The organism is Lachnoclostridium sp. (assembly GCF_031997925.1).
Lineage (GTDB): Bacteria > Bacillota > Clostridia > Lachnospirales > Lachnospiraceae > Lachnoclostridium.
Genome location: NZ_DAMADT010000023.1, coordinates 60,151 through 80,294 on the forward strand (window position 1 = coordinate 60,151; position 20,144 = coordinate 80,294).

Below are 20,144 nucleotides of genomic sequence, written 5' to 3' on the forward strand. Positions count from 1 at the left end.
ATTCACCTAATACACCTTGTTACATAATTTTATCTTATAATGAAAAATACTTCAATCTAAACATTTATCAGGTATTGTTGGACGCATAGATAGTTGCCTGAGAAGAACACAGATTGTATTTTCAATTGCTTGTGGTTCTTGCCCATGATTGTATTATATGAAATATACAGAAACAAAGAAACATACCTAGGCAAGCACAACAATTGTTATGCTTCTACTCCGGTATGTTTCCTTTGTTACGTTTTATAAATCTTTACATAAATTCCTTCAGTTTAGATTACTTGTTATAGCGAACTTCTACGATATCTTTTCAAATCTTATTACTTCATCCACAAGAATTAATATGATATTCTTCTTACTTTCACTAATAACATTAACCAACCTCTTCCGAATTTGCATATTTTTCAGATTCTTCAATAACTTTCTGTTGGACATCGCTAGGAGCTTGTTCGTATCTTGCAAATTCGTATGAGTATTCGCCAATACCACCAGTCATGGAACGTAAATCCGTAGCATAACCAAAGGTCTCAGAAAGTGGTATATCAGCTACGATTTCCTGTTTTCCGTTATGAAGAGGGTTCATACCTAATACTCTGCCTCGTCTACGGTTTAAGTCACCCATAATATCTCCAGTAAATTTATCTGGTACTAAAACCTTTAAAGTAACAATAGGCTCGAGCAGGATTGGTGTTGCATCCATAACTCCTTGCTTAAAGGCTTGAATCGTTGCCATCTTAAATGCCATTTCCGAAGAATCAACAGGATGATAGGAACCATCTACTAAAGTAGCCTTTAAACCAACAACAGGATATCCTGCCAAAGGCCCCTTTAATACACTTTCTGCAATACCTTTTTCTACCGCTGGGAAGAAGTTCTTAGGAACAACTCCACCAAATACTTTTTCTTCAAACACATAAGGAAGTTCCATATCACCAGATGGTTCGAATTCAATATGAACATCTCCATATTGTCCATGACCACCGGATTGTTTTTTATATTTACCCTGTACACGTACCTTTTTACGAATCGTCTCACGATAAGGTACTCTTGGTTTCATAATTTCTATATCTACTTTGTAGCGTTGTAACATTTTACTTACTACTATTTCTAATTGCTGCTCTCCAATACCATATAATAGAGTCTGGCGATTTTCTTTGTCATTAACAACACGTAAGGTCAAATCTTCTTCCATTAACTTTTGCAGTGCTTGGGAAACCTTATCGTCATCTCCTTTGTTCTTCGTTCTGAACCTTTGATAAGCATATGGTACTGATAATTTCGGACGTGCATAAGCAATAGGAGTTGCTTTCGTTGATAGTGTATCACCGGTTACTGTATTGGATAACTTTCCAATGGCACCAATATCTCCTGCATACAGCTCCTTAACTTCAATTTGTTCTTTTCCGCGCAATACATAAAGTCTTGATAATTTTTCTTCAGTATCTTTATCAGCATTATAGATTACTGAATCTGACTTTAGTACCCCCGAACATATTTTAATCAATGAGAATTTACCAATAAATGGGTCTGCAATGGTTTTAAAAACATAGGCAGTCATTGGTTTGTTTGCATCGTAATCCGCTGCAAAGTTTTCCTCCGTTTTCGTATTTTCACCAGTAAGTACTCCCTTATTTGGCGAAGGAAAATACTTTTCAATTGCTTCAAGTATCATTCTGGTGCCCCTAGCATATAAACCAGAACCCATAAGTACTGGTACAATACTACAGTCAATCACACTACTACGAAGAGCAGTAGATATCTCTTGAGGAGTAAATTCTTCTCCTTCAAAATATTTTTCCATTAACTCTTCACTGGATTCTGCCACCGCGTCTAACAATGATTCACGGTATTTAGTTACATATTCCATAGAGTATTGTGGAATTTCGCATTCTACATAATCACTTAACTTTGTAAATCTACGACCTGCCATCTTTACAACATTAACAAAACCAACAAATTTTTCATTCTCACGTATTGGTGAGTGGAATGGTGCTATTTTCTTTCCATACAGTTCTTCTAATCGTTCTACTACTGCTCTAAAACTTGCATTATCATCATCCATATCTGTTACAAAGAACATTCTTGGAAGTTTATATTTTTCACAATAATCCCAAGCTTTCATTGTACCGATTTCAACGCCTGACTTTGCTGAAACAACAATTATTGCCGCATCGCATGCTAGTAATGCTTCTTCCACTTCACCTACAAAATCAAAATAACCTGGCGTGTCTAGTAAATTAATCTTCGTGTCTTCCCAGATTATCGGTACAACTGTAGTACTAATGGAAAAAAGTCGTTTATTTTCTTCCTTGTCATAGTCACTGATTGTATTACCTTCTTCGACCTTGCCTTGTCGGTTCGTAATTCCTGTTGTATAAGCGATAGCTTCCACTAAGGTTGTTTTACCACTACCACCGTGTCCTAACAATACAACATTACGAATCTTCTCATACTTGTAAGTCTCCATGTCTGTTGTCCTCCATTACTTTATAGTCAAACTGCCTTCCAATATAAGAATTGATTTATATCAGATCACATTTGCTGTATGGGATATAACCTATTCCCTCCTATATATTTTACCTAATTTTCAATAAACTTACAATAGTTTTATACATTTATCACAAATCTATTTTTTGAAGTTGATTAATTCTAAACAATATACATAAATCTATTAAATGTGACACTTTAAAATTATTTTTTCACAACTGTGAGACTTAGATAATTTTCTCCTTTTTATCCCTTATTATGGTATTTCAATATAAAAATTCTATAATTTCCGGATTATTACACACTTTAAAGCGTAACGCTTTAAAGTGTCATAGTATTGACATTAAAAATAAAATAAGGTACAATACAATTCAGATTTTGGTAAATACTATACGTATGTTAGGAGATAAAGTTATGATAATCGTTATGAAGCCAAATGCAAAAAAAGAGTCTATTGACAATATATTGAGACAGATTAAAGAAAAAGGACTTGATGCGCATATCTCGGCTGGAAAAGAAGTCACCATCATTGGTGTCATAGGAGATAAAAGTAAATTATCTTGCTGCAATCTTGAGATTGCAGAGGATGTTGATCATATTTTACCTGTAACTGAGACCTATAAGTTAGCAAACAAAAAATTTCATCCAGAACCATCTATTATTAAGGTTGGTAATACAACTATCGGTGGCGACGAACTTTGTGTAATGTCCGGTCCATGTGCAGTAGAAAGTGCACATCAGGTTCTTGAGACAGCGATTGCTATCAAAAAGTCAGGTGCGACCATCTTAAGAGGTGGTGCGTATAAGCCAAGAACTTCCCCATACTCATTCCAAGGTCTCGAGGAGGAAGGCTTAAAGTATATGAAGGAGGCAAGAGAAGCCACAGGTCTTGCAGTCGTTTGTGAGGTTACTAGTCTTGCTGCAATTGAAGCCGCAGTAAAATATGTTGATATGTTACAAATTGGAGCAAGAAATATGCAAAACTTCTATTTGCTAAAAGAAGCTGGTAAAACTGGTTTACCTGTTCTTTTAAAACGTGGTCTAGCTGCAACGATTGAAGATTGGCTAAACGCTTCCGAATACATTATTTCGGAAGGTAATCCAAATGTAGTCTTATGTGAACGTGGTATCAGAACCTTTGAAACTGCAACAAGAAATACACTAGATATTAGTGCAGTTCCTGTCATTAAACATAAGAGTCATCTACCAATTATTGTGGATCCAAGTCATGCAACTGGAGTTAGACGTTATATCGCTCCTCTTGCAAAATGTGCGATAGCTGCAGGAGCTGATGGATTGATGATTGAAACACATCCAGACCCAGCTACAGCGCTTTCTGATGGACCACAGTCATTAACCTTTGACCAATTCGATGAACTTATGAAGGAGTTACGTCCATACGCCGAACTGGCTGGAAAACGCTTCTAGGAAGGATTGAACGCATATGAAACATTTATGCATAGGATTTATAGGTCTTGGTTTGATTGGTGGTTCCATCGCCAAGGCCTTACGGGCTAATCATTTTCCTTGTACCATCGTAGCCTATGAAAAAGAAAATAGCATATCAACTGAATACTTACAGATTGCTTTATCCGATGGTACAATAGATAGCATAAGCCATAACTTGAGTGAAGATTTTTCTAATTGCGATGTTATCTTTTTGTGTGCACCAATTAGGGCAAACTTATCCTACCTGCCACAATTAAAGGCTTGTATCAAAGATACTTGCATCCTAACGGATGTAGGAAGTGTTAAATCAATCATGCATACTGCTATCGAGGATTTCGGATTAGATCGTCATTTTATTGGTGGACATCCAATGACTGGCTCTGAAAAAAGTGGCTATTTAAATTCTAGTGAGTTACTATTAGAAAATGCTTACTATATTCTTACTCCATCGGATAACGTAGCTAAAAAGCAAGTGATTACATTTACTAATATCGTAAAGCGAATCAATGCGATACCGATTGTTCTTGATCCAAAAGATCATGACAACATAACTGCTGATATCAGTCATGTTCCACACATTATTGCTGCGGAACTTGTTAATCTTGTCAGAGAGTCGGATGATCTAAGTGAAAAACGTAAATTATTAGCTGCCGGTGGTTTTAAGGATATCACAAGAATTGCTTCTTCCTCTCCATCCATGTGGCAAAATATTTGCCTTACGAATAAAGACAGTATTATACATAGTCTAAAAAAGTTTCAGAGCAATTTAGATCAAGTAATCACTGCTTTAGAAGAACAAGATTCTGAATATCTCTATCAGATTTTTGAGTCTGCTGGTATCTATCGTAATCAAATTCCAAATTCCAAAGGTATCATTCATCGTATTTTTGAATTATATATTGATATTACTGACGAACCAGGAGCAATTGCCATCATTGCTACCCTGCTTGGAAGCAATGGTGTTAGTATAAAAAATATCGGTATCATACACAACCGTGAATTTGAACAAGGTGTTCTACGTATTGAACTCTATTCAGAGGAAGCCTTATTAAAAGCAAAGAAATCCTTACAAACCCATAATTATGTGTTATATGAACGTTCTTAGGGATAGTTGTATTGAGATGATATCACAACTTATTTTTATAAAATCAGAAAGGAATTGGTATGAAATTTCATAAAGTGAAACAGATAAATGGTACCCTCACCGTGCCCGGTGATAAGTCTATCTCACACCGTGCAGTTATGTTTGGAGCTTTAGCAGAAGGAACTACAGAAGTTCATAATTTCTTAAATGGTGCCGACTGTCTCTCAACCATACAGTGTTTTCGACAACTAGGAATCAGTATAGAAGAAGACCCTGAAAAGCAAGTAATTCGAATTCACGGAAAGGGACTTCATGGTCTAACTCCATCCTCTACTATACTTGATGTAGGTAATAGTGGAACAACACTCCGTCTTATTTCTGGAATATTAAGTGGTCAAACATTTGAAAGCAATCTTACTGGGGATAGTTCTATACAAAAGCGACCAATGAATCGAGTTATTACACCGTTAAGTTTAATGAATGCTGATATAAAAACTGTTCTAGGCAACGGCTGTGCTCCACTATGCATTCATGGGTCCTATCAAAACGAAACAAAGTCTACCTTAAAGGGCATTCATTATCATTCCCCTATTGCTTCTGCTCAAGTGAAATCATCTATTCCATTAGCAGGTCTATATGCAGAAGGAGAAACTTCGGTTACTGAGCCTAATGTTTCGAGGAATCATACCGAACTTATGCTAAAAGAATTCGGTGCAAATCTAACCGTAAATGACAAAACAGTGACTATTCAACCAGAGCCAAAGTTAATTGCACAAAATGTTCATGTACCAGGAGACATCTCTTCTGCCGCTTATTTCCTTGCTGCTACTTGTATCCTCCCTAATTCTGAACTTGTTATAAATAATGTTGGTGTAAATCCGACACGTGATGGTATCATCGATGTCTTACTTGCGATGGGTGCTGATCTTACGAAAGAAGATTTAAAGAACCAAGAAGGTGAAGCAGTATGCAATCTAAGGGTTAGAAGCAGTAAACTTCATGGTACTGTGATTGAAGGAAGTATTATTCCACGTCTTATTGATGAGATACCCGTTATTGCTGTTGTTGCATGTTTTGCAGAAGGCGACACAATCATCAAGGACGCAGCTGAATTAAAAGTGAAAGAGTCCAATCGAATAGATGTTATGGTACAACAACTGAAACATATGGGTGCCAATGTTATCGCAACCGAAGATGGAATGATTATTCACGGAGGTCAGAATCTAACTGGTACTGTCATCGATAGCAAAGAAGATCATCGTATCGCAATGTCCTTCGCTATTGCAAGCCTAATGGCCGAAGGAGAAACGACTATTCAAGGTGCAGAATGTGTTAACATCTCCTATCCAGAATTTTATCAAGATTTGCATCGACTAACCTGTAATAATTAAAGAAATACATCACATATACTCAATCTGCATAGTGAGAGTTTCGTGCTTTGCATAAAGCGCATCACTCTGCAAATAAACTCACTATATACTTAACTGGCTAAATCCAACAAGTTAGGTACACATCAAGAGCTTTTCTGTCTGAATAATAAAAAGAATCTTAATTCTCTCTTGTGATAAGAAAGAATTAAGATTCTTTTTTATATTTATTCGGTCACACTAGGCTCTTGTGTTGGCTGTGTTGATTGTTGCTTGTTATAGTCATCTTCCATTAATAGCAATACAGACCGGAAGTAGCCTTTATCCATGTCCTCATTAAAGATGTCTCTTAAGAAGTTCTGAGGAATCACTGTCTTAACCTCTGCCAAGATGGTCTGATCATCCACATATTCTGTATTAATACGCTCTATGATAGCTGTTAACTTAGTATTCCACAAGTCCTTATCCACATAATCAAATATATCGGTCTTAGTTGTCGGATAATCGTCACGTAATAATTTTATTTCATAATCCCAAAATTCTGTATACGGATTAAGTCCTTTACTTGCTGAATCTGATTTTGCTACCGCTGCTCTAAGACTTTCTACAGTCCTACCGCGATCGTTTGTATTCAATTTACTGTCGATATTTTTGTTCACGTAAATTGTCACTTCTGTTACAATTAACAATAAAACAATAAGACCTATCAACCTGGCATACTTTTTCATATTACTTAGTCTCCTTATTTATATAGCCTATCTTTTCTCACGTTGCATTCAAAAGAATATTTGTCGTTTATGTAAATGCTTTCCACAAATGACTATACCCCTTTCAACGTTCCTCGTATGATCTAAGTTTGTAGCAGTTTTATGTTATTACATAACCTGTTACAAAAATCACACAAGAAGTTTCTCTCTATATTATACAATAAGACGACAAAATTTCCTATTAATATTTTATAAAATTATGAAAGCACTTACATCGGAGTAGATTCCTAATGAAGGTGCATCTTTAATTTTGATTATCAGAACACGTTCTTAGTTCTGATAATACTACTTTCTGATTATCAGAACACGATTTTAGTTCTGATAATACTGCTCTCTGATTATCAGAACACGCTTTTAGTTCTGATAATATGGAATAATCAAAAAACATCCACTATGTATGGTATCGCTTTTTAAAGAATTACTTTCTTTTATTACTTCTATATAATTTTGTATACTTTTATATTCCTCTGTATAATACTTCGTAGCAATAGACCAAAGAGTATCCCCTGCCTTAATTTCTACACTCTGAAAAGTTTTATAACTTACGGTATTCTGGTCTGCATACGCTATCTTCGTAGGAATAATAGAAATCAGATAAAATAAAATGATGACAACAAATAAAAAACCTACTGCCTTATGATTAAAGTGATATTTTATAAAACTTACAAATTCTTCTGAATAATTCCTAACACTACTTTCTCTCATAGCATCCTCCACAATAAACTAAATATGTAAATGGGTTCAATCTTTATATCGAACAAATGTTTTCGAACATATGTTTTCTTAATTATATCGAACATATATTCGTATGTCAATAGTTTATATAAAAACATTTGATAAAAGTCTTAAAAAATCGAACATAGGTTTTGCATTCTCTTTTTTATTGTGATATAATGGTATCAGTTGAGTTATTATATACCATATTTAGATTTCCTAGTTGATACTGACATTAGGAATAAAGATAGTTTCTATTTGTATTAAGAGATCAATATATTGTAAGTAATACGGTCAATCATAATCATTAATATTATCTATTACACTATGAGTTAGATGGAAGTACATAACCATGGCTTTCTGATATAAGGGATAAAGAATGGAGGTATCCAAATGGGATATGGGAAAATAAGTGCAAAGCAACAGGAAATACTTGACTATTTAAAGGCACAAATAATTAGCAGAGGTTATCCACCTGCAGTTCGGGAGATTTGTGAAGCCGTTAATTTAAAGTCTACTTCATCTGTTCATTCCCATCTTGAGACATTAGAAAAGAACGGTTACATAAGAAGAGACCCTTCAAAACCGAGAGCGATTGAAATCGTTGACGATGAATTTAATTTAACAAGAAGAGAATTAGTAAATGTACCTATCGTTGGTACCGTTACTGCTGGTCAGCCTATTTTAGCAGTGGAAAACATTGATGGATATTTTCCAATACCAACAGAGTATATGCCAAACGAACAATCCTTTATGTTAAAAGTAAAGGGCGACAGTATGATTAATGCCGGTATTTTTAATGGTGATCAAATACTTGTGAAAAAGCAGACAACAGCAGAAAATGGGGATTTTGTTGTTGCTTTAATTGATGATTCTGTTACAGTAAAGACTTTCTATAAAGAAAAAGGTTATTACCGCTTACAGCCAGAGAATGATTTTATGGATCCTATTATTGTTGAAGATGTGCAAATTCTTGGTATCGTAATCGGATTATTCCGTTTATTTTAAATCATATACACAATCTAATAGCAAACAAAAACAACTCGAGTTAATGATGTGGAGCAAAATTTGCTTCCTATCATTACTCGAGTTGTATTATTCATACAAGGATAAGTTCGCAAAGCGTACTTTTTCTTGTTTCCTTCATTAAGCTTCCTTAGAGATATCGAGAGATACATCTTTGCCATCTCTCCAAATACGCTCCAAATCATAGAATAAACGGTCTTCTTTCGAAAAGATATGAACGACAACATCGCCAAAATCCATCAATACCCAGCCTGAAGATTTAACACCTTCAATTCTCTTAGCTTGATAACCGTTCTTTGTTAACTCTTCATCTACAGCTCCTACCATAGCTTCTACTTGAGAAGGATTGTTACCATTTGCTATGACAAAATAATCTGCAATGACAGAAATGTTTCCGATTTCAATTACTTTAATATCTTCTGCCTTTTTATCCTCTAATGCTTTAAATGCAAGACGTACCATTTCCTTCGAAATATTTTCCATTCGTCATTCTCCTTATTCCAATTTCTAAATCTACTACTATTGTTATATATCAACTTATAACATTTACTTCCCTTTGTTGATTTTTACTTTATAATATTCCAGTGCATCAAATGACATTCTGTCAATCAAGCGATTATTAAACTTTAAGAATTGTAATGTATTATCTAGTGCATAATAAACCGATAAGTCGAGGTTCTTAAACGCCGTAGTTCGGATCATATCAAGTATAGGCTTTGTATTTTGCGTTCTATGAACCTCAATATAGTCAGACAGAAATATATTTTTCTCCAAAAATGTCATAGCTGGCTTTCCTGTCGTGTGATAAACAATCGATGATAAAATTTCTTCATCATGAATACCATATTTGGTTCTTGCATAATAAGCTCCTAATTTCCCATGCAATAGCATCGGACTATTTCGCTCACATTCTGAAACTTCAATCCCCGCCTTCTTACATTCTTCGAATGCTACCTCAAAAGGTATATATTTTGCGTTATCATGAAGTAAACCTGCAATCATAGATTTCTCAACATTTTCTCCATAACACATTGCAAGGGATGCAGCCATATAGGCAACCCCAACCGTATGCACATAACGCTTGGCTGGTAGTAACTGTTTCATCTGCTCTTCAATCTGCTCTACGAATTGATTCATCGCTTCCTTATCAATCGCTCCAACTTTAGAGATAGAACCCGTGTTGTATAATATAACTCCTAACGGTTTCTGGTAAAAAATATCGGATTGACTGTCCTTCCTTTACTCGTTCTCTTAGCATTCGTGATGATACTTCCATCATTGGCACTTGTAATAGGTCTATCTTCGCCTTATATTTCTCATTTAGTTCCATCATCTTCTTCACCAAGCGCTCATTGTCTTTATCATCCCGTTGTGCCGCTACGATATGAGCTTTTTCCATGACAATTTCTGGTCTTGACCATTTCTCAAGTCCAAATAAAGAATCCCCACCTATAATAAAATAAAATTCTGTATCAGGAAACTTCTTTGATAACTCAAGTAACGTATCCGCGGTATACGTATTCCCTTCTCTATGGAACTCCATATCAGACACAGAAAAATGTGAATTATCACTAATTGCTAATTCAATCATATGAAATCGATGCTCTTCTTCAACTAACTCCGATAATGGTTTATACGCTGGTCGCTTCGAAGGCAGAAATACTATTTCATCCAAATGATACTGCTCATAAGCAGCTTCCGCAAGCAATAGATGAACAAAGTGGATAGGATTAAATGTACCACCCATAATACCAACTTTTCTCATAACCGATTCACTCCCACTACTTTGGCAATTCGATTTTCTTCTTTTCCTTTGACTCACGATATAATACTATTTTCTTACCGATGACCTGAACAACTTCTGAATGAGTACGCTCTGATAAAACAGAAGCGATTTCTCTTGGATCATCTAAACAGTTTTTTAACACTGATATCTTAATTAATTCTCTTTTCTCTAATGCCTCAAAGATACCAGTTGTTAGTTCAGGAGATATGCTCGCCTTACCAACTTGAAAAATTGGATCTATGTTCATTGCAAGACCCTTTAAATATGCTCTTTGTTTACTTGTCATACTTGACTCCATTCCATCATTTTTCCGCTATTTTTTCCTATGGTGCTATTTGTAGTAATCGAACTCAAGACCATACATACGGACTGTATCGCCTTCTTTAATTCCTAACTCCTCTAACTGATCTAAGATACCATTTTCCTTTAAGAACTTCTGGAAGAATTCGAATCCTTTTTCTGTATCTATGTTAGTATATCCAAGCATTCTTTCAATACGAGGACCTTCTACTACATAAACTTCTTCCGTTTCATCGTACTCAACTGTGTAAGGCTCATCCCACACTAGATTTTCTTCTGGGAAGTATTCTTTCTCAAATACAATTGGTGTATCATCAACTGTCTTTAATAAATCACTTACATAGAAAAGCAATTCCTTGACGCCTTTTCCGCTAACCGCAGAAATTGGAAATACCTTAATTCCCTTTGGTTCGAAAGCTTCTTTGATTTTATTTATTGCTTCCTCTTCCTCTTCGCCATATAAGACATCCATCTTATTTGCTGCAATAACCTGTGGTTTTAATAATAATCCTTCATTATAGGAGGATAATTCATGATTAATTTTCTCAATGTCATCCACCGGATCTCTACCCTCGGTTGATGCAGCATCTACAAGATGTATGATTACTCTTGTTCGTTCAATGTGTTTTAAGAACTCATGTCCTAAACCAATTCCCTCGGAAGCGCCCTCAATTAATCCAGGAATATCGGCAATAACAAAACCATCTGCACCATCTAAATCTACAACGCCAAGATTAGGATTTAATGTTGTGAAATGATAGTTTGCAATCTTTGGTTTTGCGTTAGTAACACGTGATAAAAATGTAGATTTTCCTACGTTCGGGAATCCTACTAAGCCAACGTCTGCGATTACTTTAAGCTCTAACGTAACATTTAGCTCCATTGCCTTTTGTCCTGGCTGAGCATATTTTGGTACCTGCATTGTTGGAGTTGCATAATGCTGATTACCCTTACCGCCACGACCACCGCGAAGGATTACCTCTCTACGATTTTCATGCGACATATCAGTGATAACTTTACCTGTTTCTGTTTCTTTAATAATGGTACCTTCTGGAACCTTGATGATTAAATCCTCTCCATCTTTACCAGAACAACGTTTTTTTTGACCGTTTTCACCATCACAAGCACAATACTTTCTCTTCAAACGGAAGTCACCAAGAGTATTTAACCCTTCATCAACTTCGAATATTACGTTTCCGCCCTTACCGCCGTCTCCTCCATCAGGACCGCCAGCAGGTACAAAGATTTCACGACGGAAGGAAACATGTCCATCGCCACCTTTTCCGGAGCGTATAAAAATTTTTGCACTATCTGCGAACATTATAACCTCAATTCTGGCGCTTTAGCGCCCATCTATACCAACAAGAAGAATTGGCAGCCAATTCACTTGTCATGAATAATAACCTGAAAGAGAGCCTGTGCCCTTTATCAAAACACAAACCTCAAAATTAATCTATATGAAACTAAATATAATAACTTTAGTATTTCACTCTAGTCATTTTTCATCAATGGAAATTCTTCTCTATTTAGCATGGAAGAAAAGGGCTGTTTCAAAATGAAACCTCTTGCAAACATACGACGTGCGTTTGTTTGTCACAATAGAAAGAAATTCTTAACTCTCTACTATGAAGAAAAAGACTCATTTTGAAACAGCCCTCTAGTGTATCGTTGTACTAAATTATAACGATTAATACAAGATGAAGCGGTAAGCCGTTTCTCTTGTTCAAATTATTTAGCTTCTACTGGGTAAACACTAGCTTGTTTCTTGTCTCTACCCTTTCTTTCAAACTTAAGAACACCGTCTACTAAAGCAAATAATGTATCATCTCCACCGCGTCCTACATTAACGCCTGGATGAATCTTAGTACCACGTTGTCTGTAAAGAATGTTTCCAGCTAATACCAACTGACCGTCAGCTCTCTTAGCACCAAGTCTCTTGGACTCTGAATCTCTACCGTTCTTAGTAGAACCAACACCCTTTTTATGAGCGAAAAATTGAAGGTTCATCTTTAACATGACCTACACCTCCTTATATGATAGGTTAGGATACCATCACACCTGCTACTGTATCCGTTTATCGATTTTAATATAATCACGTCCAAATCCTTCTTCAATACCTTGAAGTCCTAATAGTAAAGAGGATAATAATACCTCCGTACGATCAGATAGATTTGAGACTACCTTAAATTCAATTAAACCGCTTTTTTCATCCTCTTTATATTCAAAAGTATCCGAAGTAAACTGTTCAATGGAATTAATGGTATTTATCACAAGTATCGAAACCGCAGAACAAACAATATCCTGACCAGACTCTGCATAACCTGCATGCCCTTTACATCGAAACCCATTGATTTTACCATCTTTATTCTGATGAATTGATACTTTAATCATATCAACCTCTCATCGATGATTAAGCGTTGATCTTGTCAATCTTAACCTTAGTATAAGACTGTCTGTGACCATTCTTCTTGTGGTATCCGGACTTTCTCTTATATCTGTAAACGATGACTTTCTTATTCTTGCCTTCTTCTACAACTGTTGCAGAAACACTAGCTCCAGCTACAGTAGGATTTCCTACTACAACCTGTCCGTTGTTTAAAACAAGAACTTGGTCAAAAGATACAGTTGCTCCAGCTTCTACACCAAGCTTTTCTACTTTAATGATATCGCCTTCGGCTACTTTGTACTGTTTACCACCTGTTGCTATAATTGCGTACATATGGCACCTCCCATTATCATTACTCGCCAACTATGGTGTCTACCTAAAAATAAGCAGAACTTGAACCTCGTTGTGCGGCACACTAAAGAAGTTTAGCATAACTAACAGCGATTGTCAATAAGAAAATACTCATTTCTACAAGATTAGCCACTTATATCGAATCACTGGAAATGAACTAATTCTTTTCTTACAATTGCCAAAATAATTAACTTTATACATCACAATAGTTTTCTGCAACTTTTCTTAAATTCGTGGACAAATGAAATGTTTTCACTTACAATACTTATCAGAAAAATAATAAAATTGAAGTTGTTTCATTTCGTTAATAAAAATATTAAGATATATTTCAATATAGAAATATTGTAATGTAAAAATAAAAACAATTCCCACACGGGTATTTGTACCTGCATCGTCCTCGGCACAGAATATCAGATTGCCTACTGAGCGGGCTTGTTTGGATAGTGTGAAAAATCAAGATTTTTACACATGAATTTGTACTGTCCCCAAAATTTGCGGGATTGCGTACAGAATGGAGGATTTATATGGAAATTATACTAAATGATAAGTCTATCAGTTTTCAAATACAATACACAAAAGCTAGCAAGTTTAACCTTGATTTTTCACCGGAAGGTCTAATCACTTTAAAAGCTCCAAAAAAATCGACATTAGAAGAAATCAATGCCTTTATGAAATCCAATTCAAAGGCTATATTAAAATTTGAAGAAAGAATGAGTAATCGCACTTATCTTTCCAGTGTGAAAACATATGAAAGTGACGAAAACTTTTTATTTCTTGGTAAAGTTCACAAACTATCTGATCTTTTATCTGAGCTTCCTGCGACTCCTGCGACAGAGGATGAAGCACAAGAAGCTCTTAAAAAATTTTACACAGCGAAAACCAAGGAGATTATTACAGAACGTCTTGCTATCTACGAGCCAATCATTCAGGTAAAAGCAAAAAGCTTCACTATTGTAGATTCTCCAGCTACCTGGGGGACCTGTAACTCAAAGAAACAACTGACCTTTAACTACAAGTTATCCATGGCCAGACTAAGTGCGATTGATTATGTTGTAATTCATGAGCTTTGTCATATCATGCATTTAAATCATGACCGGTCTTTTTGGCGAAAAGTTGGTATGTATGATAAGGACTATAAAATGCACCAGGATTACTTAGCACGATTTGGAGCATTCATGACTATTTAATTAACTCCTGATGAGGTTAATCATTTGTTTTACTGAATCTTCACTTAACTAAGTACTCGATTCTCTAGAATTGCCAAGTTTCTTCGATTGATTTTAGCATATTCGTTAATTTCACACGCAGTTCCGTCATCCATTCTGGTTCACTCGTAAAAGAATCACTTAGGCAATGATGAATCCTCACATAGGAATACAAATTTATGAAGCGTCTCATCAAATGCATATTATTTTTTGTCTCCTCTAATATTGGAAATTCGGCTTGATATCCTTCGTAAAATGCTATTTTTGCTTGTTCAGCCTCAAGTTCGCTATTTTCTTCAGATACTGATTCAAAAAATTGTTCTATGTCTGTAGAATACCAGTGATACATTCCATCATCAAAATCGATAACTGAGCAGGTATTTGTTTTTTCATCATAAAATACATTATCTAGTTCAAAATCATAATGAATAAGGCCATAGGTTATTTGAGTTTTTGGTAGCTTTGCAAGTTCAACTCTTAGGTTAGCTAACTCTATCTTTGCTTTATTAGAGCAATGATAGAAGGTTAACATCGTCTCTATTTCATTTAGAACATCCTCATGAGTCCACTTTTTTATGATAGTTTTATATTCGGATGATAGTCTGTGCATTCTTCCCATTGTTTTTCCACATTCACAATACATTTTCTCCGAGAATTCTAAAGCTTCCACTTGTTTCCCTGATACCTTCTCAAAAACGGTAGCATAATACTCTCCCCACTTTGTATTGACCGTCCTAATAAATTCCCCATTCTTTGAAGGAACCGGGCATAGGGCTTTAAAATCGTGTTTTCTTAAATATTGTATAAATTCTATTTCCCCATAAATATTCTCTTTCCGCTTTTCATCAGTTGGAGCAATTCTTATAAAACGGACTTGTTTCTTATAACAAAAAGGATAAATAGCATTGGAGGAAATACGAAAATAAGATAACATCTCATCCAAATTCTCCTCATCATACTCCCAGTTTTTTAATAGATCTTTTGCTAACTCATAATTTTCAATCAAATGTCTCATTTTTAACATAGAATCTTTACCTTTCTTTCAATAATATAAAAACAAGTTGATTACAATAACCATATGAAATAATTTCAATGCTCAATCAGTAGGAAATTTATCTTTTGTTATAATTCGGTAAAAAAGGCTACAAAAAAAACACCCCCATTCGAGTGTTCTGCAAATTTTAATAGGTAATTGCCTACTAAGTTCAGAATAACGAAAGGATACATTTGTATTTAAATATTAACTACGGATCACCATACTGTTCAATTTATTAACACCCCTTTCGTATTTATAATATTATTATTATAAAACATCTGGTAAATCATGTCAATCTAATTATGCTACTCGGGCCATATATTATATGAATCTTCAACTATTTAGATTTTGCTACAAAAAAACTAGCAACAAAAAAAGTACGCTTCTCGCGTACTTTTCTCTATCATGTATAATACAAAGAATTATAATTCATTTGTTTACTAATAGATTCTTTGATATTATGTTATCTTTTTTATTCTTGTTTTTATTTCCTTTTAAATCCCTTTTTAAATAACATATTCTCATATACTACGAATCCAACTAAGACAACAACAATAGTTACAAACAATTTTCGCTTTTTGTTCTTCATAAGCTCTCTCCTATTTGATTTATTCCTCATGCAACCTACAATTAAGTATAAAGCATATTATTTATTCAAACCATCGATATGACTTACAAAGAACTCTCTAACCTTACATTTTTGTAATCTAGACTTCTTAAGGTCTTTCATGTAACTAAAGTTTACTCTACATTATTTACTAAAGAATCCAATTCCACATGCACCTGGCCCTACATGAACACCAATTGTACTACCAATGGCAATCTTAGTAATATCTTGTTTTTTTAGATTCTCTTTTATATATATATCAAAGTTCTGTGTTAAATTAATATCGCCAGTATATCCTATGACATATGGAAACTCCATATCGATGCCATTCGCTTCTTCTACCAACTCTGTCATTTTCTTATATGCACCTTGTATTCCTCTGGACTTAGCAGCAACCTCAACGATACCGTCTTTCACTTCTATTATAGGTTTGATATTAAGTAATGTTCCTGCAAGGGCTGCAGATGCTGATAACCGTCCACCCTTTTTTAAATATTTTAACGTATCCACTAGAGCAAATATTCTGACTTTTTGTTTTTTATTTTCTAACTCTTCAGCGATTTGTTTCGCAGATAATCCTCTCTCTCTGAGTGTTTTAGCATATTGAACTAGACAATTTAAACCTAGGGTTGCAGTAAGACTGTCAACAAGATAGATTTCGTCATATTCACACATATCCTTTGCAATGCTAGCACTTTGATAGGTTCCACTTAATTTACTAGAGAGTGTAATAACAACTGCACTACTCCCCTCTTCCTTACAACGGTTAAAATGAGTTAAGAATTCCTCTGGAGATGGTTGACTTGATGTTGGTAATTCTTCTGTAGTCGCTAGTCTTTGGTAAAACTCCTCAGTTGAAATTGTAACACCATCAAGGTATTCCTCTACACCAAATAAATTATGTAGAGGTACTACAATCAAGTCTTCTCTTTCTGCTTGCGCTTGTGTTATATCGGATGTTGAATCAGTTATAATGTGTAACATAGGGAATTCCTCCTACTACTTAAGTTTTTTAAAGAATCGATGCAATGTTCCTAATGCCAGAGTAAGTGCTGCGATCTCCGCTTCATTTAACTGTTCTGAAACGTTTGCGATCAATTTCTTGTGAAATTCTAGATGTTCTTGATAAGCATCTTTCGCTATCTCTGTAGTACATACATATACCTTACGCTTATCACTTTGTGCGCGATTTCTTATGAGATATCCTTTTTGCTCTAATGTTTTTACAGCAATAGTTAAGCTACTCGCTGTTATCATTAGCCTTTCTGATAACTCCTTCATCGTATTTTTATCTTCTCCCTCACTGTTATACACTGCTTCTATGACATGCATCTCATTTACAGATAATACTTTATGTTTTCCTTTCGCTAAGGAACCTTCTTCTAGTCTTAATATGTCATTAAATATCGTGACAAAAAAATCATTTAACTGCACCTCGTAGACATTCAACTTGGTTACCTCCATTTACTTTGAACTTCAAACTATTTCGAATTATAACAGCAGTTTTCAAATTCGTCAAGATATTTTGAAGTTCAAAGTATTTTCTCATTTTATAGTTCATAGTAATTTTCATTTTATAGTTCATAGTATTTTTCATTTTATAGTTCATAGTATTTTCCATTTTATAGTTCACAGTTACTTCAAAAAAGCTCGTCATTGTATGCATATGTCTATCCTTAGCAAATTGTAAATGTAAAGTGGAAAATCGTCGAGAAATATGGTAATATGAAATCTCAAAAGACAAAGAAGTTTAATTGATCTTGCTAATCTGATTTTTATTTGCAATTATTGCAAGGTAATTGATATTCAGCTGTGTTATCATTTTACAGAAAGGAGGTTTGCATATGAAATGGCTTGATGACATGAATCGTGCTATGGACTATATCGAAAATAGTTTGCAAGGGAAGACGGATTATGAAAAAATCGCACAAGTTGCTTGTTGCTCTGTGTATCACTTTCAAAGAATGTTCACGTTTATGACCGATATTACGTTATCTGAATACATCCGTAGAAGAAAAATGACGATGGCAGCTTTTGAGCTACAAAATAGCGATGTAAAAATCATAGACTTAGCATTAAATTATGGTTATGAATCTCCCGAAGCATTTACCAGAGCGTTTCAAACTTTACATGGCGTTACTCCTACAGCGGCGCGCAGCATGGGAGCAAATATAAAAGCATTTCCGCGCATTTCCTTTCAAATTTCTGTAAAAGGAGTAAGTGAAATGAATTATAAAATTGTAGAAAAAGAAGCATTTCAAGTTTATGGTATTGAGGGGATTTTCGATACGAAAGAAGGTCAAAACTTAAAAGAAATCCCTGAATTTTGGCTTAAGAACATGAAGAATGGTGCATTCGACAATCTTATAAAATCTGCTGGATATCCGAGTATAGTAAATGCAGTGTGCTGTTACCGTAATATGGAAGGAACTACTTTTCCGTATATGTTATGTGTAATGAAAACACCGCTGAGCAACACAGCAGATTATACAGTAGTTGATATACCAAAAGCCACCTGGGCGATATTTGTGAATGAACTTCATGATATTGAGGACACTTCAAATGCGATTCAAAGTCTAATCTCTCGTGTTTACACTGATTGGTTACCAACAGCAAACTATGAGATCGTTGAGGGCTATGATTTTGAAATGTATTATTCTGATTCTAACGGAAAGTGCTATGAAGAAACATGGGTAAGAGTTGTTCCTAAGAAATAGACCAATCGCAAAATTAACATAACTATTAAGAGGGTGAAAGCAATGGATGCTTTTACCCTCTCTCTTAATTAATTCAGTTTTATTATCTACTTATTCTACTTATACCTCGCATGATATTAGCAAATAGCATTTATTTTTATTGCTTTTTATCACTTGGTTTAAGAAAAGAATTAATAATTTCTTTCGTTTCTTCTAAATCTTTGATTTCTAAAACAGATTTGTAATTTTTCCCACTTGGTACTTTTAAATCTCTATAATTCCTATCTAATGGTATTCTTAAAGTTTCTATATTATCCAGGTTTAAGTCCATCCCGATGGTTAGGTACTCTTTAAAATCACTTTTTACTATGTCTGTTGTTATATATACTGTAGACAATATTTCATCTAATTTTAATGCTAGGCTTATCATATTTTTCGATTTTAATTTATTTATTATGCTTTGTAATACTTTTCGCTGTCTTTGAGTTCTGCCAAAATCATTACTTTCGGTTCCAGTGGAAACTCTTCTAACTCTACAGTATCCTAAGACTTGGTTACCATTCATCAACTGTTCCCCTTCTACAACATTTCTATTAACTGGCTTCGAAATATAATTGTGAACATTCAAATACTCCGCTTCCTTTTTCGTAAGAGTTACATTAACTCCCCCTAATAAGTCAACAATTTGCTCAAATTCCTCAAAATTCACAAGCAAATATCCATCTAAAGATATTCCAAAATTTGAATATATCGTATCATATAATAATTGTATTCCACCTTTCGCATAAACGGAATTTAATCTATCTTTGTCATGACCCTTAATATCAATGTACAAATCTCTCATGATAGAAAGGAGCTTTAAAGTATTATCCTTTGTATTTAT

The 20,144-nt window shown here is 34.7% G+C and carries 21 protein-coding genes; 6 read left to right on the forward strand and 15 right to left on the reverse strand.

Features of this window, described 5'->3' with window-relative positions; genetic code table 11:
* Positions 1-373: 373 nt before the first annotated feature.
* Entirely contained in the window at positions 374-2,467 is a 2,094-nt protein-coding gene (gene fusA, locus RTP52_RS14345; RefSeq protein ID WP_312372129.1) for an elongation factor G, read from the reverse strand.
* A 434-nt stretch (positions 2,468-2,901) separates the two neighbouring features.
* Between fusA and aroF the strand changes: the two genes are divergently transcribed.
* From aroF to aroA, 3 genes are read left to right on the forward strand one after another with little or no spacing between them, the layout of a single operon-like run.
* Complete coding sequence (gene aroF / locus RTP52_RS14350) at positions 2,902-3,915, forward strand: 3-deoxy-7-phosphoheptulonate synthase (protein ID WP_312105851.1); 1,014 nt, start codon at positions 2,902-2,904, stop codon at positions 3,913-3,915.
* Between the two features lie 16 nt (positions 3,916-3,931).
* Positions 3,932-5,041, forward strand: coding sequence for a prephenate dehydrogenase (locus RTP52_RS14355; RefSeq protein WP_312105850.1), 1,110 nt, complete (start codon positions 3,932-3,934; stop codon positions 5,039-5,041).
* A 59-nt stretch (positions 5,042-5,100) separates the two neighbouring features.
* Positions 5,101-6,411, forward strand: coding sequence for a 3-phosphoshikimate 1-carboxyvinyltransferase (gene aroA, locus RTP52_RS14360; RefSeq protein WP_312372131.1), 1,311 nt, complete (start codon positions 5,101-5,103; stop codon positions 6,409-6,411).
* A gap of 203 nt (positions 6,412-6,614) precedes the next feature.
* On the opposite strand, the gene RTP52_RS14365 is transcribed toward aroA, so the two are convergent.
* Together RTP52_RS14365 and yneA are read right to left on the reverse strand one after the other, a co-directional pair.
* On the reverse strand, positions 6,615-7,115 hold the full coding sequence (locus RTP52_RS14365) for a hypothetical protein (protein WP_312105846.1): 501 nt from the start codon (positions 7,113-7,115) through the stop codon (positions 6,615-6,617).
* Positions 7,116-7,508: 393 nt separating this feature from the next.
* Positions 7,509-7,859 carry a cell division suppressor protein YneA gene (yneA, locus tag RTP52_RS14370; protein ID WP_312372133.1) on the reverse strand — a complete coding sequence of 117 codons (351 nt, stop codon included), beginning with the start codon at positions 7,857-7,859 and terminating at the stop codon, positions 7,509-7,511.
* 402 nt (positions 7,860-8,261) lie between these two features.
* On the opposite strand from yneA, the gene lexA reads away from it, so the two are divergent.
* The gene (gene lexA, locus RTP52_RS14375; protein ID WP_312105843.1) at positions 8,262-8,876 is read left to right on the forward strand and encodes a transcriptional repressor LexA; all 615 of its coding nucleotides are present in this window, start codon (positions 8,262-8,264) and stop codon (positions 8,874-8,876) included.
* Between the two features lie 138 nt (positions 8,877-9,014).
* Here lexA and rsfS read toward each other — a convergent pair whose 3' ends face one another.
* The 8 genes from rsfS to rplU form a co-directional block, all read right to left on the reverse strand.
* Complete coding sequence (gene rsfS / locus RTP52_RS14380) at positions 9,015-9,377, reverse strand: ribosome silencing factor (protein WP_312105841.1); 363 nt, start codon at positions 9,375-9,377, stop codon at positions 9,015-9,017.
* Positions 9,378-9,440: 63 nt separating this feature from the next.
* Positions 9,441-10,031, reverse strand: coding sequence for a bis(5'-nucleosyl)-tetraphosphatase (symmetrical) YqeK (gene yqeK / locus RTP52_RS14385; protein WP_312372135.1), 591 nt, complete (start codon positions 10,029-10,031; stop codon positions 9,441-9,443).
* Between the two features lie 25 nt (positions 10,032-10,056).
* A complete protein-coding gene (gene nadD / locus RTP52_RS14390) occupies positions 10,057-10,659 on the reverse strand; it encodes a nicotinate-nucleotide adenylyltransferase (protein ID WP_312372137.1) in 603 nt (200 codons plus the stop codon).
* A gap of 16 nt (positions 10,660-10,675) precedes the next feature.
* Positions 10,676-10,966 carry a ribosome assembly RNA-binding protein YhbY gene (gene yhbY / locus RTP52_RS14395; protein WP_312372138.1) on the reverse strand — a complete coding sequence of 97 codons (291 nt, stop codon included), beginning with the start codon at positions 10,964-10,966 and terminating at the stop codon, positions 10,676-10,678.
* Between the two features lie 45 nt (positions 10,967-11,011).
* Positions 11,012-12,301, reverse strand: a complete 1,290-nt coding sequence (obgE, locus tag RTP52_RS14400; protein WP_312372139.1) for a GTPase ObgE — start codon at positions 12,299-12,301, stop codon at positions 11,012-11,014.
* Positions 12,302-12,708: 407 nt separating this feature from the next.
* A complete protein-coding gene (rpmA, locus tag RTP52_RS14405) occupies positions 12,709-12,996 on the reverse strand; it encodes a 50S ribosomal protein L27 (RefSeq protein WP_312105835.1) in 288 nt (95 codons plus the stop codon).
* Positions 12,997-13,041: 45 nt separating this feature from the next.
* Positions 13,042-13,371, reverse strand: coding sequence for a ribosomal-processing cysteine protease Prp (locus RTP52_RS14410; RefSeq protein WP_312105834.1), 330 nt, complete (start codon positions 13,369-13,371; stop codon positions 13,042-13,044).
* 19 nt (positions 13,372-13,390) lie between these two features.
* Positions 13,391-13,699: a 50S ribosomal protein L21 gene (gene rplU, locus RTP52_RS14415; RefSeq protein WP_012200565.1), complete on the reverse strand. Its 309-nt coding sequence runs from the start codon at positions 13,697-13,699 to the stop codon at positions 13,391-13,393.
* A 542-nt stretch (positions 13,700-14,241) separates the two neighbouring features.
* Between rplU and RTP52_RS14420 the strand changes: the two genes are divergently transcribed.
* Positions 14,242-14,904 carry a M48 family metallopeptidase gene (locus tag RTP52_RS14420; protein WP_312372140.1) on the forward strand — a complete coding sequence of 221 codons (663 nt, stop codon included), beginning with the start codon at positions 14,242-14,244 and terminating at the stop codon, positions 14,902-14,904.
* 64 nt (positions 14,905-14,968) lie between these two features.
* Here RTP52_RS14420 and RTP52_RS14425 read toward each other — a convergent pair whose 3' ends face one another.
* From RTP52_RS14425 to RTP52_RS14435, 3 genes are all read right to left on the reverse strand, one after another.
* On the reverse strand, positions 14,969-15,946 hold the full coding sequence (locus tag RTP52_RS14425; protein ID WP_312372141.1) for a phosphotransferase enzyme family protein: 978 nt from the start codon (positions 15,944-15,946) through the stop codon (positions 14,969-14,971).
* A 763-nt stretch (positions 15,947-16,709) separates the two neighbouring features.
* Entirely contained in the window at positions 16,710-17,549 is an 840-nt protein-coding gene (locus RTP52_RS14430) for a DegV family protein (RefSeq protein ID WP_312372142.1), read from the reverse strand.
* Between the two features lie 15 nt (positions 17,550-17,564).
* A complete protein-coding gene (locus RTP52_RS14435; protein ID WP_312372144.1) occupies positions 17,565-18,014 on the reverse strand; it encodes a MarR family winged helix-turn-helix transcriptional regulator in 450 nt (149 codons plus the stop codon).
* Between the two features lie 395 nt (positions 18,015-18,409).
* On the opposite strand from RTP52_RS14435, the gene RTP52_RS14440 reads away from it, so the two are divergent.
* A complete protein-coding gene (locus tag RTP52_RS14440) occupies positions 18,410-19,282 on the forward strand; it encodes an AraC family transcriptional regulator (protein ID WP_312372146.1) in 873 nt (290 codons plus the stop codon).
* A gap of 136 nt (positions 19,283-19,418) precedes the next feature.
* Here the strand turns inward: RTP52_RS14440 and RTP52_RS14445 are convergent.
* On the reverse strand, positions 19,419-20,144 hold a 726-nt coding region (locus RTP52_RS14445; RefSeq protein ID WP_312372147.1), incomplete at its 5' end, for an LCP family protein.